The 17,917-nt window shown below is 41.3% G+C and carries 17 protein-coding genes; 3 read left to right on the top strand and 14 right to left on the bottom strand.

Annotated elements, in window-relative coordinates:
• Window positions 1-578 precede the first annotated feature (578 nt).
• The 5 genes from F597_RS0104070 to recJ all read right to left on the bottom strand — a co-directional run bounded on the left by F597_RS0104070 (window position 579) and on the right by recJ (window position 6,149).
• Window positions 579-1,586 carry a hypothetical protein gene (locus F597_RS0104070; protein ID WP_019538440.1) on the bottom strand — a complete coding sequence of 336 codons (1,008 nt, stop codon included), beginning with the start codon at window positions 1,584-1,586 and terminating at the stop codon, window positions 579-581.
• A 55-nt stretch (window positions 1,587-1,641) separates the two neighbouring features.
• Window positions 1,642-2,211 carry a YdeI/OmpD-associated family protein gene (locus tag F597_RS0104065; RefSeq protein ID WP_019538439.1) on the bottom strand — a complete coding sequence of 190 codons (570 nt, stop codon included), beginning with the start codon at window positions 2,209-2,211 and terminating at the stop codon, window positions 1,642-1,644.
• Entirely contained in the window at window positions 2,208-2,405 is a 198-nt protein-coding gene (locus F597_RS23075) for an isochorismatase family protein (protein ID WP_425413888.1), read from the bottom strand. The genes F597_RS0104065 and F597_RS23075 overlap by 4 nt, the downstream gene beginning before the upstream one ends.
• Window positions 2,406-2,472: 67 nt before the next feature.
• Window positions 2,473-4,413, bottom strand: coding sequence for a RecQ family ATP-dependent DNA helicase (locus F597_RS0104060; protein ID WP_019538438.1), 1,941 nt, complete (start codon window positions 4,411-4,413; stop codon window positions 2,473-2,475).
• Window positions 4,414-4,433: 20 nt separating this feature from the next.
• Window positions 4,434-6,149: a single-stranded-DNA-specific exonuclease RecJ gene (gene recJ, locus F597_RS0104055; protein WP_019538437.1), complete on the bottom strand. Its 1,716-nt coding sequence runs from the start codon at window positions 6,147-6,149 to the stop codon at window positions 4,434-4,436.
• A 536-nt stretch (window positions 6,150-6,685) separates the two neighbouring features.
• On the opposite strand from recJ, the gene mnmA reads away from it, so the two are divergent.
• The 3 genes from mnmA (at window position 6,686) to hflX (ending at window position 9,775) form a co-directional block, all read left to right on the top strand.
• Entirely contained in the window at window positions 6,686-7,750 is a 1,065-nt protein-coding gene (mnmA, locus tag F597_RS0104050; RefSeq protein ID WP_026327103.1) for a tRNA 2-thiouridine(34) synthase MnmA, read from the top strand.
• A gap of 155 nt (window positions 7,751-7,905) precedes the next feature.
• Window positions 7,906-8,406: an outer membrane beta-barrel protein gene (locus F597_RS0104045; protein ID WP_019538435.1), complete on the top strand. Its 501-nt coding sequence runs from the start codon at window positions 7,906-7,908 to the stop codon at window positions 8,404-8,406.
• Window positions 8,407-8,551: 145 nt separating this feature from the next.
• On the top strand, window positions 8,552-9,775 hold the full coding sequence (hflX, locus tag F597_RS0104040) for a GTPase HflX (RefSeq protein ID WP_019538434.1): 1,224 nt from the start codon (window positions 8,552-8,554) through the stop codon (window positions 9,773-9,775).
• Window positions 9,776-9,839: 64 nt separating this feature from the next.
• Here the strand turns inward: hflX and F597_RS0104035 are convergent, their stop codons facing one another.
• From F597_RS0104035 to F597_RS0103995, 9 genes are all read right to left on the bottom strand, one after another.
• Window positions 9,840-11,303 carry a hypothetical protein gene (locus tag F597_RS0104035; protein ID WP_019538433.1) on the bottom strand — a complete coding sequence of 488 codons (1,464 nt, stop codon included), beginning with the start codon at window positions 11,301-11,303 and terminating at the stop codon, window positions 9,840-9,842.
• Between the two features lie 46 nt (window positions 11,304-11,349).
• The gene (locus tag F597_RS0104030) at window positions 11,350-12,009 is read right to left on the bottom strand and encodes an anion permease (protein ID WP_026327102.1); all 660 of its coding nucleotides are present in this window, start codon (window positions 12,007-12,009) and stop codon (window positions 11,350-11,352) included.
• 88 nt (window positions 12,010-12,097) lie between these two features.
• On the bottom strand, window positions 12,098-12,394 hold the full coding sequence (locus F597_RS20090) for a hypothetical protein (protein ID WP_019538432.1): 297 nt from the start codon (window positions 12,392-12,394) through the stop codon (window positions 12,098-12,100).
• Window positions 12,395-12,519: 125 nt separating this feature from the next.
• Window positions 12,520-12,843 carry a hypothetical protein gene (locus F597_RS0104020; RefSeq protein ID WP_169337962.1) on the bottom strand — a complete coding sequence of 108 codons (324 nt, stop codon included), beginning with the start codon at window positions 12,841-12,843 and terminating at the stop codon, window positions 12,520-12,522.
• Window positions 12,844-13,170: 327 nt separating this feature from the next.
• Window positions 13,171-14,619, bottom strand: a complete 1,449-nt coding sequence (gene creD, locus F597_RS0104015; RefSeq protein WP_221406089.1) for a cell envelope integrity protein CreD — start codon at window positions 14,617-14,619, stop codon at window positions 13,171-13,173.
• Window positions 14,620-14,707: 88 nt separating this feature from the next.
• Window positions 14,708-15,010 (bottom strand): winged helix-turn-helix domain-containing protein, encoded by a 303-nt coding sequence (locus F597_RS0104010; protein ID WP_019538429.1) that lies wholly within the window; start codon window positions 15,008-15,010, stop codon window positions 14,708-14,710.
• Complete coding sequence (locus tag F597_RS0104005) at window positions 15,007-15,636, bottom strand: hypothetical protein (protein WP_026327101.1); 630 nt, start codon at window positions 15,634-15,636, stop codon at window positions 15,007-15,009. The genes F597_RS0104010 and F597_RS0104005 overlap by 4 nt, the downstream gene beginning before the upstream one ends.
• Window positions 15,637-15,729: 93 nt before the next feature.
• Window positions 15,730-17,109: an aspartate kinase gene (locus F597_RS0104000; protein ID WP_019538427.1), complete on the bottom strand. Its 1,380-nt coding sequence runs from the start codon at window positions 17,107-17,109 to the stop codon at window positions 15,730-15,732.
• Between the two features lie 211 nt (window positions 17,110-17,320).
• On the bottom strand, window positions 17,321-17,902 hold the full coding sequence (locus F597_RS0103995) for a Maf-like protein (protein ID WP_019538426.1): 582 nt from the start codon (window positions 17,900-17,902) through the stop codon (window positions 17,321-17,323).
• Window positions 17,903-17,917 lie beyond the last annotated feature (15 nt).

Genomic DNA, 17,917 nt, shown 5'->3' with positions numbered 1-17,917 from the left:
TTACAGGTACCTCCGTTTTATAGAGCTTGCGGGAGATACAGATCATTTTACCGAGCCGGTTAAATATTCTCCAATATCAGTGGAGGGTATGGAGTATTGGGAATTTATAACATCAATGGCAAAATTGCAGGAATAGAGAGGTTACTGATGAAAAAACTTAACTTTGCTTTCGGTACTCATTGTAATAATCCATTAAAAAATTGACTATTATGAAAATCAAAAAGATATAATTGATGCTGATTTGAAAAATAATTTACCTGTCCCTCTTAATAGGGGCTATATATTCAATTTCAACTATTTGGATGTATCCGATGTATCTATAGTTAATGAAAATAACTCCGTCATAAAGAGCGGGAAACGTTACATCTACATACTTCAGAAGGGAAAGTTTATCCTAGCTCATACAAATTTATTCATTTTCGACTACTTTAATATCTCCGATGAAAACGGAGAGCCTTCTATATCCTCCAACATCTATTATTTTATATTTTTTATCACACTACTCAAAATCAATGTACAATTCTATCTGCTCCAAACTACCCACAATGGTGGCGGCATGAAACGTTATGCCCCATTTTTTATTCATTTAGTATCGAAATTCTTCCTCCAAATTTATTATTTCCAAGAATCTGTTTACCTCGAATCCACAAATTACGACCCTTAAATCTTTTCACAAATGAATCAATTTCCGATTTTGAATAGGAATCTCCAAGTATTATAGAATCAAGATTTTCTAATCCTACTAATGATTTATCAAGTGGACGGCTATCATAACCGGATATCACCTTTAAACTGTCACATTGCCCAAAATCTTTATATGAGTCAATTTTTTTTAATCCCTCAAGATTTAATGTTCTCAAATTTTTAAGATTTGAAATAAATGTAAATCTAGAAAGATTTGCCAAGTTCATAAGCTCCAAATCCTCAAGGTTATTACAATTTGAAAGAACTGAATTAGCAACAAAATCATCAAATCCTTTTAGCTGATGTATTGATAAAGTTTTTAAGTTTTGAACTTTCGCAATTCCACTTATGTTTTTTATCGAACCAAGTGAAATCCACAACTTTGATAAATGTATATTATTTGATAAAAAATCCAAGTTGTCAGTTTTAATCTCACTTAAGCTAACCAGATTAATTTTTTTCAGCAATCCTATTGTCTCTATATCCTTGGAGATAGATGTAAATAACATTTCCAAGTTGTCAAGATTCTCAATCACTTTTAATGAAACCGAAGACTTTACAATTTTTGAAATACCTAATCTTTTTAATTTTTTTAGGTTCTTAATCCCATTTAAATCCTTTGTTTCCCATAAATCAATAGATAATCTTTGAATGTCATTTAATAATCCCCAATCAATCAAATCCTCACAATAATTACCATAGAACCGTAAATCAATATGTGGATTATCAATTAAAAAGTCAGAAATATCTTTTAGCAAACGAACATCAGGTCTAGAAGAAAATTGAATCCTGAATATGTTATCCTTGTTTGCAATAATATCAGACATTGAAGAACTTATCTCAGTCCCTCCTGATAGAAATCCAATCTTTGAATCTTTTATATCAACTAATATTTTCTGCATTGTCGTTTTTTAAAATGGGGCATAACGGTCGTTATGTGCGGGTATTTTATTCGGATTAATAGTATTTTTCAATTCCACCAAATCCTGTTATCTTTTTATTCTCTTTCGTTTTACTTACGAAATGGTTTAACCGCTTCTCAAATTCTTCAAGACGTATCCTCGCAGCTTCAATGTATGCAATTCGGATACGCTTATATGTGTCGGAGAAATGTTGATAATTTTTCCATACTATTTTATCTTCTTTCAATCTGTCAACTATATCATTTGGAAAAATAAAAGGTTCAGACAAAACATTTCGTATTTTATCCTCAAATTTTGGGTGTATCATTTTTCTTTCCAAGAGCCATTTAAGTCTTTCTTTGTTGGCTTGCGAGTATGTACTTTTTGGATTTCTGGGTGTGAAACGCTGAATTCTATGTCCTTTGTCAAGTGTTTTTATTGTACTGTCAATCCAACCGAAACAAAGGGCTTCTTCAACAGCATCATTGTATAGAATACTTTTTTTGCCCGAAGACTTATTGGGAAACACAAACCAAATTTCATCCGTGGTTTCAAAGTTGTCTGTCAGCCACTTTCGCCAATCTTCTCGATTTTCAAAATACTTGATTTTATTTTCTGTTGTCATAACAAGTCGTTCAAACTGATTATTTTACAGCCTTTACTTTCATAATAGCGCAGCATTTCGTCAATTTTCCTTTTGTCATAACTCGTAATGCAATCTGATAAGACATTAGCTTTATAATTTGCCTTAATCAAGTTATAACAGGTTGATTTGACACAAGCAATCGCATCTGCTCCTGTTAGATAGAATTCATCTATTTCATTTTTATTAATAAAGTCTGCGAACTGCTTAATGCGTTTCCTTTGTATTTTGTGAAAATATTTTTTAGTTTTCTACTTTCTTTATGGAAGTCACCACATCATCTGTCAAGGTAAACTCTCCTGTATCGATCAAAAATCGGAGTACCGGAATAACTCTCTCCCGGTTTTCCTCCGAATTTTCGTTTTTATCCAAAACAGCATCAATAAGCTCATTGAACCGCAAAGATCCCTGTTGCAGTAAAGTATCCCTCAACTTGTTCGCGATCTGATGGAACAGGTAGTTGGGCAGGCCGGTTACACTCTTCTTGAGACAAACATCGCAGTGTCCGCAATCTTCCGCAGAAAGTTCTCCGAAATAGATCAACAACATTCTGCTACGGCATATATCTGCAGACTCCGCATAATCGATCATAGAGAAAATTCGTTTCTCAAAACGTTTTTTCCGCTCTTCATAAATTGTTCGGGGGATGGAGACGAAATGATTCTCCTCACGTGAAGTGGTAAACACTACAAAGGGTGTTTTCTTCTGTGGTATATAGCGGATATATTTTGCACGGGAAAGAGCGACAAGCATTTCACACACCTCACGGCGGCTTTTTCCAATTTTTATGGCAAGCAACGACTCATCAATATAGACATCGTCCGAAAAAACACCTGTATAATTACGTAGGATAGCATGCAAAAGGGTATCCATTTCTTTGTCCAGATGCAGCGAATAGATCTCGTCACGGTAGATCAGGAATCGTACCCGGGAACGCATATCTATCTCTTCCGTATATTCGATATAGCCGGCCAGTTCCAGTATTTTCAGTGCATGATGGGTTTGCAGGAAAGGGAGTTTGTATGGCTGGCAAAACTCCTGAAGACTGAAATCATACACATTATTATACCCGGCCCCGACGGCTATCTGGTAATAATTTCCCAATGCTTCATACACCCGCAGTATAAAATCCCGGGTAGGAAACGAGTCTGCAATCCGCTTTTTCAACTTGGTGCTATCGGCCTTCGTATATAGAATAATGGCGTACGAACGCTCCCCGTCGCGGCCTGCACGGCCTGCTTCCTGAAAATATTCTTCGAGCGAATTGGGTAAGTCTAAATGCACAACTGCACGCACATCGGGCTTATCGATTCCCATTCCGAAAGCATTGGTGGCTATCATCACCCTACAGTCGTTCATCTTCCAGGCGTTCTGCCTGAATACCTTATCCTCATAAGAAAGGCCTGCATGAAAGAAATCGGCCGAAATACCTGCTTTCCGGAGCGATTGGGCAACCTCGGCCGTCTTTTGCCGGCTCCTCACATAAACGATAGCCGATCCGGGAACCGATTGAAGAATATGTAACAGCTCCACCGTTTTGCTCTCCACAGTCCGTACTACATACGAAAGATTCTCCCGTTCAAAACTTACCCGGAATACATTTTTTTCCTTGAAGAGCAGCTTCTCCTGGATATCATCTACTACATCCCTGGTAGCCGTAGCAGTAAGTGCAAGCAAGGGAACACCTTCCAATAATTTACGGATTTCTGCGATTTTCAGGTAGGAGGGACGGAAATCATACCCCCATTGTGAGATACAATGGGACTCATCCACCACTAACAGGCAGACATCCATAGCCCGTAGCTTTGCAATAAAAATCTCGGAAGAAAGACGCTCGGGGGAGACATAGAGAAATTTATAATCTCCGAAAATACAGTTCTCGAGTGTGGTAATAATATCGTCACGCGACATCCCGGAATAGACGGCTGCCGCCTTGATACCTCGCTCACGGAGATTGTCCACCTGATCTTTCATCAAGGCTATCAGTGGCGTCACGACCAGACAAATCCCTTTCATTGCCATCACCGGCACCTGAAAGGTTAATGATTTACCTCCGCCGGTAGGCATTAATCCCAAAGTATCCCGTCCTTCCCATACGGACTGGATAATTTCTTCCTGCAAAGGCCGAAATGAGGAATATCCCCAGTTTTCACGCAGTATATTATGAAATAGATCCGATTGCATACGCAAACGCCCTGTGCTGTTTACTCCTTTATATCCTTTATAATAAGCTGAGTAAAAGAATTGCTGCCATGTCTGTTTTCTTCGATGGTGTAACAAATATCCACCGGCATACCGGCTTTGACACGTTGATAGAAATCATGCTGGCTAAAAGCAATACCGGGAAATGGCCTGTCAGTCGTTTTATCAACAATCTCCAGCTTAATATGACGGCTCTCTTTCCCTACAAGCCTGCTGTTTCCCGCATCATACACCTCTCTGGTAAGAAATATAGGATTTTCATTTTCCGGCCCGAAAGGATTAAACAAATCGAGTCCGGCAATAAGCGCCGGACTGATTTGTGAAAGTGATATCTCTGCATCGACCGTGATCTGTGGCAGCATCATTCGTGCCTCGACACCATCAAAAGAGAGCATATTAAATCGCTCGGTAAATGCCTGCAGGCTCTCTTCCCGCAACGTCAATCCCGCGGCATAGGTATGGCCTCCAAAATTCTCCAGGATATCACGACACGATTCAATAGCTTTGTAGACATCAAATCCGGGAACAGAACGGGCCGACCCGGAAATCATCCCGCCCGATTTGGTGAGCACGACCGCCGGTCGGTAATATTTCTCGGTTAACCTCGAAGCCACAATACCCACAATTCCCTTGTGCCACGTTTCATTATAAATTACAATACTCTTCTGCTGAATGATATCGATATGGTTATCGATATATGCTATGGCCTCATCCGTGATCTTCTTATCCAGTTCACGCCGATCTTCGTTATACTTATCAATATTCTTACTTTTCTCCCTGGCAGAGGTCATATCATTCTCAATCATCAGATCGACCGCCTCTTTCCCGTTCATCATCCGACCCGATGCATTGATACGCGGTCCTATCTTGAAGACGATATCGTTGACAGTAATCTGCTTTCGCTGTAGTCCACATATCTCGATGATACCCCGTAGTCCGAAGCTGGGATTAGAGTTGAGTTGCTTTAGTCCATGGTACATCAGGATGCGGTTCTCACCCGTAAGCGGGACAATATCAGACGCAATACTTACTGCCACCAGATCGAGTAGCGGTTCGATATCAGAAAAAGGATACCCGTTTCGCTGTGAAAAAGCGTGTACTAATTTAAAACCGACACCACAACCCGACAGATCGTTATAGGGATAGGTAGAATCGAGCCGCTTCGCATCGACAACAGCTACGGCATCCGGAAGATGATCATCCGGCATATGATGATCACAAATAATAAAATCAATACCTTTTTCTTTGGCATAGGCAACCTTACTTACGGCCTTGATGCCACAATCAAGAGAGATAATGAGCTTTACGCCTGTCTCCACGGCATAATCGATTCCTTGAAACGAAATGCCATACCCTTCATCGTACCGGTCTGGAATATAATAATCAATATTACTTGTAATTCCCCGAAAGAATTTGTACACCAACGAAACAGCTGTTGTACCATCCACATCATAATCTCCATAAATAAGAATCCGCTCTTTATTACCCAGAGCCTGTTCAATCCGCCGAATGGCCACATCCATATCAGGTAACAGAAAAGGGTCATGCAAATCCTTGAGTTTTGGATACAAAAATGCGATTGCTTTCTCTTTTGTCTCTATACCTCTTTTGATAAGCAATTCAGCAAGAACGGGATGCAAATTTAATTCTTTCGCTAATTCATTTTTTTTATTTTTTTGGTCGTTTGTAAGGGTTGAATAATTCCATCTGTAAGTCATTTATATAGTTTTTTTCTTTTCTCTCTCAAATCCCGAATCGGCTTCGGGGACGCTGCAGTTGGATGATAAAAGTCCTGCAGCAAAGGATCTCAGTAATGGGTTAATGATATACCATTCCGAAGTTGTAAAGGTAATACTATTTTTTTCTTTTCCGGTTATTTCATATGATTATTTTATTGTTTTATTTCGGTATATGGAACCTTTGATGTTCAAAATAATCATTCCCTTCGGGTGTTTAATGATTATTTTAAACATGTCGGTTTCATACGATTAAAATTATTTATTTGCACTAAAGTTAGATATCTGAATTCATTCAAATAGTTCAAATGTATCGTATGACAATTGAATTGAAGCGCAAATCGCCGACTTCATTTGAAAATCTTAGCCGGGCCTGTCCCGATTTATCGGGGAGGCAACTCACTTTTAATCATGTTCATGGGTTAGAAGGGTTATCATGCTCGTTTCTAACAATAAATAACCCATTTTCCACGATTCAATTCTTATTTGTACCTTTGTATATTAAATTCGATGCAAGAATGGAAATTGCAGCACTGGTATCAGGCGGAGTAGACAGTTCGGTTGTAGTACATCAGCTAAAAGAGATGGGGTACAACCCCACCATCTATTATATAAAAATAGGGATGGAGGACAAAGACGGATATATCGATTGCCCATCGGAAGAAGATATTGAGATCGTGTCGTTCATCGCAAGAAAATATGGTTGTCGTTTTGAGATCGTCTCGCTGCACGAGGAATATTGGGACAGTGTTGTGCGCTATACCATCGACTCGGTAAAGCGGGGTTTGACTCCCAATCCCGATATGATGTGTAATAAACTGATCAAATTCGGTGTTTTTGAACAGAAATGGGGTCATCAGTTTGATAAAATAGCGACCGGGCACTATGCTACCACCACGGAACAAGATGGATTGATTTGGCTCTCTACCGCGAAAGATCGTGTAAAGGATCAGACCTACTTTCTGGGACAGATAAGCTATCTGCAGGTTTCAAAACTGATGTTCCCGATCGGCAATCTGCTTAAGTCGGAAGTGAGGGCTATTGCTGCTCGCGAGAAATTGCCTTCGGCCCAACGCAAAGACAGCCAGGGAATTTGCTTCCTAGGGAAAGTCAACTACAATGAGTTTATCGAGCGCTATTTAGGTAGAAAAGAAGGACTTATCGTAGAATTGGAGACAGGGAATATTCTGGGAAAACATCAGGGATTCTGGTTCCATACCATCGGCCAGCGTAAAGGGCTCGGATTGAGTGGTGGTCCTTGGTTCGTTATCAAGAAGGATATACAGCGGAATATTGTCTATGTCTCCAAAGGGTATGATACAAAACATCAGTACGGAGAAGTCATTAACCTGCAGGGGTTTGAATTTATCTCCAAAGATGTCTGGGGTGATTTTGAAGATGAAAAAGAGATCACATTCAAAATAAGACATACACCCGATTTCACAACGGGGAGGATTTCAAGAATCGGCGATATGTATCGTATCCATTCCTCCGAACCGGTACAGGGTATTGCTGCCGGCCAGTTCGGGGTAATATACGACAAAGAGAAAAAACTTTGCCTTGGAAGCGGGATGATATACTAATGTGTCAATTGACAATGGACAGTTGACAATGGACAATGGATAATTGACAGTTGACAATGGATAATTGATAATGGATAATGGATAAATAGAATTGAGAAGCTCCGAAATCCTGAATTGAAAATCGACGTAGTCAAATCATCAAATAAAATAATCAAATGAAACGAGTGTTTATTTTGATCTTCCTTTTTTTCCTGTTTTTCATTCCAAAAATACAGGCACAATTTGAAGGCACCTTCGGATTAGGTGTACATGCAGGATATGGAGCAGAAATCAATAGTATAGGAGGGGGTATACATGCCCATTATTATTATACAAATAATATACGCTTCACCCCATCATTTACCTATTTCCTGGAACGGAAAGGAGAGGGTATGTGGATGACAGATGCCGACGCACATTATATTTTTCCGGTTTCTTACTCGGCTTCATTATATCCGATTGCCGGTCTTCATTACTCTCAATGGAAGTATAATGCTTCAAAGGACAGCGACCTTGCCGATGAGAGTTGGAAAAAACATCGCTTGGGCGCTAACCTTGGCCTGGGAGTACAACATGATATCGCTTACAGGGTAAGGGCCAACTTCGAACTAAAATACCAGTTCATTCCGGATTATTCCCAAGTGGTTTTCAGTGCAGGAATTGGATTCTGGTTTTAGTATTGAAAGTGGAAGGTGGAAAAGTGGGAGAGTGGGAAAGTTCATTTATTGATTTAATTGAAATTAGAGATAGAGGATAAAAGATAAAAATTGAGATTGAGAATTAGCAATTGACGTAAGCCAAATCCTGAATCTGACAAAAAAAATGAAAGATTTCATTACTAACGAAATAAAAAAAGAAAATGCCGTACTGGTAGGGCTTATTACACCTGATCAGAACGAAGAGAGGGTAAATGAATACCTCGACGAACTGGCCTTTCTGGCAGAGACAGCCGGACTTATCCCTGTAAAACGTTTTGTGCAGCGCTTAGAAATGCCCAATACAGTAACATTTGTGGGAAAAGGAAAGCTGGAAGAGATAGAGAACTACGTGAAAGAGGAAGAGAATGAGATTGGTGTCGTTATCTTCGATGATGAATTGTCCGCCCGTCAACTTCGCAATATCGAGAAGGAGCTTAAAATCCGCATCATGGATCGCACCAGCCTGATTCTCGATATATTCGCCATGCGTGCCCAGACGGCACATGCCAAGGCGCAGGTAGAACTGGCTCAGTACCAGTATCTGTTACCGCGGCTTACTCGTATGTGGACGCACCTCGAACGGCAACGGGGTGGTGGCGGCACCATCATGCGCGGACCGGGGGAAACGCAGTTGGAGACCGACCGCCGTATCATCCTCGATAAGATCTCCCGCCTGAAACAGGAACTGAAAGAGATCGACAAGCAGAAAGCTGTCCAGCGCAAGAACCGGGGAAAATTAGTGCGTGTAGCGCTCGTGGGATATACCAACGTAGGGAAATCCACCCTGATGACACTCCTCAGCAAGAGTGAGGTGTTTGCCGAAAATAAACTTTTTGCCACACTCGACACTACCGTACGCAAGGTAACCATCGAGAACCTGCCGTTCCTGTTGACCGACACGGTCGGTTTTATCCGTAAGCTCCCCACCCACCTGATCGAGTCGTTTAAGTCGACACTCGACGAGGTGCGCGAAGCCGATATCCTGGTACATGTGGTGGATATTTCACATCCCGCTTTTGATGAACAGATAGAGGTAGTGGAAAAGACCCTGTTTGAGATTGATGAGACCGAAAAGCCTACTATCCTCGTCTTTAACAAAATTGATGCATTTTCGCATGTGGTAAAGGATGAAGACGACCTCACACCGAAGAAACGGGAAAATTATACACTCGAGGAATTGAAACAGACCTGGATGCACAAGATGAAGGAGAACTGTATCTTTATTTCTGCCAGGGAGAAAACAAATATCGACGCCCTGAAGGAAATCATCTACGACAAGGTAAAAGAGATCCATATCACCCGTTTTCCCTATAACGATTTCCTGTATCATAATTATGAGGAGGAATAAATAGGGTGCATGTGCTACTTAACAAAATAGGTCTGCAAACCGAAATATAAAAGATTTTCCAGTACTAAGCCAGTTTCTCCAGACGGACAATTCCCGCCTGAGTAAAAGCAACCCTGAAACGTTTGTAATCAATCTGGTCCTCGAATTGGAGCTGCATAAGAATATTTAAATAGTACACTTTTTCACCATAAATTTCAACAGATTCACCTTCCTCATCCAGGTAATATATTGCCTCATCAGGATTATCCGTTTTTTGCATGAAACGGGACAAGTGAAAACGCATAATGTCGTTTATACCTGCAATCGGGTAATCACTGTTTCTGTTTATTTCCACGCGGTCTAAGAAGACCTGCTTACGATAAAGGATAATTTTCTCGTCCGTAATACGGTTTTCCGCCTCGACCAAAGGGCTCCGGCTTCTCAGATTCATTACTTCCCGGGGCACTTTCTCCTCGGAAATGAAATCCACACCTTCCTTGATCCATCCTATGGTGGTATCCTTAATTCCTATCTCGGTTTTATTGTCGAAATACCGGTTAAGCCGTTTATGGGCGAAATAATAACGCATCAGTTCCTTGATACGATCCTTCAGCATATAACTTATAACCAGCGCAATAAATAGCGGCATCGTAAAGTTGCCATATTTCATTTGAAACGAAAAAGCCACTGCCGTAGCAAAAACCATAGAGAGTCCGGCAGCAATACTGTAATAAATCTGTTCCACAAGAACGCCGTCTTTCTTTTTACGTGCACGTAGAAAAAGATCACTTTCGACATATTTCTTCAATATGCTTCTTCGAAAAATAAATTCCCTGTTCTTTGCCGGATTATCCTTATCGATACTGATATATCCCTTCTCTTTTCGATAAGCTGTTTCTTCATGCCAGAGCGAGGACAAAAGAGCGATTGATTTTTTATATTCCCTGTTTTTCTTGGATTGCAGAAATCTCACAAGATAAGCGGTCCTCTGGTCTACCAGGTTGCTGATGTATTCATCAGCAAAGAAATAGTAATTAAGGTATTCGGAAGAAATGGTCGGTACGTTAATAATTCGTCTCAGGTTCCTGAATTTCACAAGTATATCCCTGATACTCTCCACATAAGAGGTAATCAGATATTCCATATCATCTTTGATATGATTATTCAGCAGATGTACCACCTCGTTACGGATAGCGCTTTTAAAAATAGCAGTAAACATCTTTATCTGGGACTCATACTCCCTGATAGCCGTCCGTGTCGGCTCACTGGCTGTTTTATGGAAAACTCTCTCCAGATTCTTTAAAGGAACTGCGTCGCCTTCGGAAATCTCCCGCAACAGGAAAACCGGCGTTATCAACCGGATATAACTCTTCACATCGCGGTAAAAATGATTTTTATCATAAGTAAGCGAATTGATATCCAGACTGTTCGGCACGAACATCCAGGTATTGATAGAGAAATTACTCTGTTCACGTTTACGGCGAACCAGAAACCCTACCTTGAACTCAATGGAAAACTTATCATGTACCTTCGCTGCAATATCAATCATTTTTTATCCTTCTCTCCTTTTTTTCGTATCGGCAAAACACTTACAATCAGAAGAACAGTCCGTTGGTATATCCCAACCATCTGAGTACCGTTTCACCCCATACCATAATTAACGTCCAACTGATCACCATCATCGTTATCCCGAACCTGAAAGTATCGCTCCAACTATACTGGTCTGCTGTATATAACAACGCAGCCGGCTTACTGTTGAACGGTAATACATAAACATGCTCGATCAGCAGCGCTACGGGAAACGCCAGACTCAGTATCGGAAAATTAAACCGTTGTGCCACACCTATCGCAATCGGGACAAAGATAAGCGTTCGCATCGTTTTACTTTGAAAGATCAAAGCCGAGAACATCATGGCGCCTGTGAGTATGACAAACAATACCCAGTACGGCGTAGTTTCCGTAATACCCACGTGGGTAAAGACGGCATCGATCATTGTTCCGGGTAAATTTGTAACGTCCAACCCGGCTCCAAGCGTATAAGCACCTACCGAGAAAAGCAACAGGTGCCAGGGAATATCCACGTCGTTCCATTTCACAATCCCTATTCCCGGCAATAAGCGCTCCGGCCAGTAGATTCGCCCCTGAACCGGTAATGAATCCCGACGCGCCAATATTGATCTGGAACAGATTCTGAAGCACCAGGTTCCGTCCGAAGTTATTACGCTTTCCTCCTGAAGCGCCGTAAATGGCGGCAATAACCATAAAGATAGGCAGAAGGATGGTCGCTTTTGCCGTCGTTGCCGAAATAAATGCAGATAAGACGATTTCGATAAGGGCCGCCTGTTAAGAAGCAAAAGCGGGGAATACCTCTTTGTTCAGTACCTGGGCGGATATGGGAAACTCGCCTTTCATCAGCGGATTCCACTGTTCCAATCTATCCACGGTCTGTGCGTAGGTTTTGATATCCATTTTTCCGTCGCGGATCTTCGTGTTGTTCACGTCGTTCGTGCGGCTTACTATATAGGTTTCCGTGCTGCGGCGCTCCCACACTTTTTCCGCTTCACAAAAACAACGTCCGAATGAACGGAATTCAAATCTTGGTTTCGAGATTGCTCCAATCTCCATTTTTTCTTTACTCATATACTCTTTGATATTTACTATTATAAATCAGAAGAAACCTTAAGAAAGACCGGATAAACAGCCTTTACAGGCATGTTACGTTCCGGTCTTCTGTTTGGTTTACATATTAAAAAACAGTTTTTTTATTATTGTTGAGGAATATCTTCTCCTGAAGCCGGATTTGCGCTTCCGTTGGTGGATGCCGCAAGTTTCCAAGTGCCCGTGCCATTCGGTATACGCTGATAGGAACCTTTATCAGCCTGTTTCGGGATAACACCGGTATAAGTATCACCACTTCCTTTGGTCATGGCCACTTCAATCTGCGTACCGCCATTCACCTTATACTGGATCTTGGCTGCAGTGACATCCTGCAGATCGGTGATGATTGCCGTTACGGTAACATCACCGTCGGGCATTACTTTTGATGGCGTATATTCAATTTTTTCTATATTTGCCGGGCCTTTGTACATATTGTCTTCCACACACGATACGGCCAACAACATCAGTACAATAAATATATTTGCTAATTGGCTTTAACTAAAATAAAAACTGCTACCTTGTAACAATTTTTCTGCAATGTTACGAAACTTTTCAGTCCCTACACCCCGATATCAGGGAAAATACGTAATACAACGTCAAAAGGGATAAGACTGAAACGTATGGTTAATTATTATAGTATAACACTAATTATCAACACTTTTAAAATACAGATGTATAGTTGTTAATCATAAAAAACAACTCTACATTCAAAATGTAGAGTTGATGTAAAGGTATATATATGAGATCACTAATAAAAATCATATTCTTATCTTCCTTGCATAATACATGATTACCGCCAGAATAGCAAATAATCCTAAGCTTCCGACTAACAGGGAGTAGCTTTCCATCCGGATCAACAGGAAGACAAAAACATAGAGAAAAGCCAACAATCCCCCGACCAACAATCCCTGTTTCCGATTCTTAAGGATGGCCCCCATATGAAGTGTGATCATAATAATAGTCATGAGAGCCGCCACGGCGTAAGCAAGATTAAATCCCCATATTTCAGAGATGGAGAGGAGCAGCGCATAAAAGAGCACCAATGCTAATCCGACAAGTAAATAGTGAAACGGATTGACCGGATTCTTCTTGATCAGTTCAATAAAAAGTACTACCACAAACGTAAGTAAAATAATCAGTATACCATATTTTACACTCCGTAAATTCTGCTGGTACTGATCTACCGATTGAATGAACTTCACCCCAAAGAGTGATGATGCTACCAGATTAATTGTCGAACTGTCATCGGCACGTACTACCTGTCCATAACTGCGATTAAGATCCAATATCTTCCAATTCGCGGAGAAACCCTCATCTCCAATCTCATGATCAGAAGGCAGGAAACCACCTCCGAAACTCGGTGCTGACCAATCTGATTGAAAGGCTGCTGTCGTCACTTTTCCCACCGGCACAATATACAATCCCATCGATCCATTCAGATACAACGTTACTGAAAAGGGTGTATTTCCATCCCTCATTGCAGTTATGGCCGACGAATCGGGACGGGCATTCAGCCCCGCTGCAAAGATCCCGGAAAAAACATTCGGTGCTGCCACCGATTTTTCTGTGTCGGGAATATATATATTCATATCCGGATTCGGGCCGGTAAATAAATTTTCCACCGGAATTCCGGGTTCCATAAGGAAGGTCTTCCCGTTAAGTTGTAATGAGACTACCTCACGAATACCTCTCAGATCGGTTATTCCCATGATAACACGGGCTTTATCAAACTTTATATCTTCTTCTTTAATACCGGCCTTCTCAATCTCACTCATATCAAAAGCACCCTCCAAAGTGATCTCGGATTTATAGACCGACGCATCATAAATGCCGCGCTTACGTTTTTCCACTGCCGCATTAGCTTGTATATCCAGCGTTTCAGGAAACAAGAGGATATCCCTGCTAACTATTTCACGCTTATCGTTCATAATCCGCTCCTGAGTATACGGAATAGCGATACACGGTCCGGTCACGATCTGCTCACCACTCCATTTTGAAGTAATATCCTGAACTGCACTGGATTTCGTGAATTTTCGCTCATTGATAAGCCCGCGGATCATTCCTAACGGAATCAACAAAAAAAGAGTTAAGAATCCAATTATCACCAGCTTAATACTTGCAGAATAGCGTTCAATAAAACTCCTTTTATTTCCGTTCCCTTCCGACGGTAACGGTGTCATTTGATTTGAAGAATCCATTGTTTCCATATTGTCAATTATCAATTACAAATTATTATTTACTAATTACCAGAGGCATTGAGTCCTTCCCTGTCTCCCTTTCCACTGTCCCACCTTCTCACCGTTCCACCTTATTCAAAAAAGATTCCAATGCCTGAAGATGTTCCCGAAACGCCTTCTCTCCTTTTCCGGTTCGAGCGAATGTGGTCCTAGGCTTTCTGCCGACAAATTGTTTCTTCACAACGATGTATTCCAGACTTTCCAGTGCCCGGGTATGGCTAGCCAGATTACCGTCGGTCACTCCCAGCAATTCCTTCAGTGAATTAAAATCGATTTCATCATTCACCATGAGAACCGACATAATCCCAAGCCGGACCTTGCTCTCAAATGCTTTATTGATATCTTCCAGATGTTCAATCATGCTGCAGAATATCTTTCAATGCGAAAATAGAAGTAAATACCATACACAATATGCAGGATACCAAATCCGATCGCCCATAACAACAGTCCCTTTCCGGGAAAGAATGCGCATATCAGTCCGAGAAGCAATTCACTACATCCCAACCAGAAAATATTTCCATACGTGTACTTTGATGCATTAATGAGCGATAGTCCGTAAAACAGCAACATGACCGGAGCAATAATTCCTACATCTCCTTCGACAAGAAGTGCAACACAGAAAATTCCACCTACGGTGAGGGGCAGGAAAAAGTTCAGAAACGTGCGGTAAGCCGGACCATTGATGAAAGAATGATTCATTTTTTTCGCTTTCCGGGCTGAGAAGAACAGAATTGTAGACAATGATAATACGAATACAATGAGAGCCACAAGAATAATATGAGGGGCAATGGTAATCCAGCCGGGGGTAGAATACTCATCAGGAATCTCTTTAACCGGTGATATAATGCCACGGGCTACAAATGCTCCCGCCAACGCATATAAACCGATAAGAATTGCAGATGTGCCACTGAACGACAAGAAACGAGATGATTTCTCCATCATTACCCGTATCTCTTTTACTGCTTCGACCGCTTCGTTATTCTTCATAATTAAAAAGTACTTTGAAATACAAAGTAAATATATAAAAATAAACTCTCCAATATACGGAGAGTCCATTTAAGAATATTTAATATATATTTTTCACTTGCACAACGCTTCGTTCAATGCGATCACCGCATCTTCATACCGTTCACGTTGGATCACGAACTGCATATTGACCTGCATCAGCGACTGGGCAAAACTTTCCACGTTGATCCCTTTCTCATACAATGCTTTCGTCGCCCTATAAAGGAATCCGGGAAGTGCAATATTGGAACCCATGGCACAGATAATGGCCATCGGCTCTGCTCTAACCTGATAAAACTGCTTCTGAAGGACTTTGACCAGTTCCCTGCTCTTCTCATGATCCCACACCACCATTGTAATAGAGTTTGCGTTGGTCGATTTCAGAATATAGCTCACCTCATGCTTCACAAAATATTGCATGAGATGCCCGTCGAAACCCACTTCACCCACCATCATCGGGTCGTGCACTTCGATGGCAAGCACTTTTCGCGAACCGGAAACGATTTCCACACGGGGTTCGGGTGAAATATAATCACGCGATATAAGTGTTCCGGGATGGTTGGGCTCAAAGGTGTTTTTTATACGGATATTGATACCTGCCAGTTCCAAAGGTTTCGCCGCCTTGGGGTGGATCGCTTCCATACCGATATCTGCCAACTGATCGGCAATAATGTAATTGGTATGTCCCACGGGAATACTGTTCTCCACGCCCACAATCTTGGGATCTGCACTCGAAAGATGATATTCCTTGTGAATAACCGCTTCATCTGCTTTTACCTCGACAGCGATCTTACTGAAAGTCACTTCGCTGTAACCCCGGTCAAAAGCACGCATAATACCTTCTGTCCCTTTGGTGTATCCTGTAGCAATGCAGAGTACACTACCGAAATCTATGTCACTGAACTCTTTATGGATCCGTTGATCGATGGTCAGTGATTCATTATCATTAAACCCGCACAGATCCACAAAACGGGCATTGATACCGTTGTTATTAAGAATATTGACGGAATTCCATCCCGAATGAGCTTCTCCTATGGATGCCAGAATTTCGCGCGCAGCCAGATGTATCGCTTTCGGATCTACATAACCCGACGCCAACACTTTCCCGAGGCTGTAAAGCACCGTTTTGGCCTGATCCACCCGAAAACGAATAAAGTCGCGTGCCTCTTTCAGGTCGAGGCCGTAATCGGCAAAACCATCATTGATCAGGAGTAAACGCTGACAAAACGCATCCAATGCGCTACTATAATCCTCTCCATTCAGGAATTTATTGTAAATGCCCGGCTCACCGGTCTTCTTGTGTTCAAGTAACCAGTTAGTTACGTTATTATAGGCCGAAACCACAAAGATGCGGTTATATAGTTCATCTCCCTTGCGATCTCCTTTGATAATGTTTTGAAGCACATCCTGAAATTGAGACATGGAGGTACCCCCGATTTTTTCTACTGTCAGCATATATAATATTATGAATTAAAAAGAGTCAGGAACCAAGAGCCAAGACGATTTATCAAATTGATGATTTACTGATTAGCAGATTACACCTACAATAATTACCAATTATTAAATCAATACATCATCTCATTAGCATATTAACTCATTAGTACCCGGGGCGCAAAGATACATTTTTTTATTTTTCTCATGCTAACAGACAGGAAAAAAGTGGCTTCTAAAACCGTCTCAATTCCCGGTATACCTTGAAAATGGGTAATCCCATCACGTTGAAATAGGAACCCTCTATTCTCCTTACACCCACATAACCGATCCATTCCTGTACACCATAGGCTCCAGCCTTGTCCGACGGATTGTATTTCTCCACGTAATAATCGATCTCTTCGTCCGTCAGCAGTCCGAATGTAACATGGGCGGTATCCGAGAAACAGACCTGTTTTTGTTTCGAGGTCAGGCAAACTCCCGTAACCACACGGTGCGTCTCACCGGAAAGCTCTTTCAACATCCGCTTTGCATCCGCTTTATCCAATGGTTTACCCAAAATCCGGTCATGTAACAGTACGACGGTATCAGCCGTAATAAGCAATGTATCATCCTGCAGCAGTGAAATATAAGCCAATGCTTTCTTCTTTGCCAGGAACTCCGGGATTTCCTCATGAGGAAGATCGTCGGGATACGACTCGTCAATATCCGGTAAAGCCAGTACTTCATATTCCACGTCAATTCCAGAAAGTAACTCTTTTCTCCGCGGAGAATTGGAAGCGAGGATGAGGTGATATTTATTTGAAAAAAAAGTCATAACTACTAAATCTTT

This window comes from Proteiniphilum acetatigenes DSM 18083 (assembly GCF_000380985.1).
Lineage (GTDB): Bacteria > Bacteroidota > Bacteroidia > Bacteroidales > Dysgonomonadaceae > Proteiniphilum > Proteiniphilum acetatigenes.
This window is presented reverse-complemented; position numbering and strand designations above follow the sequence as displayed.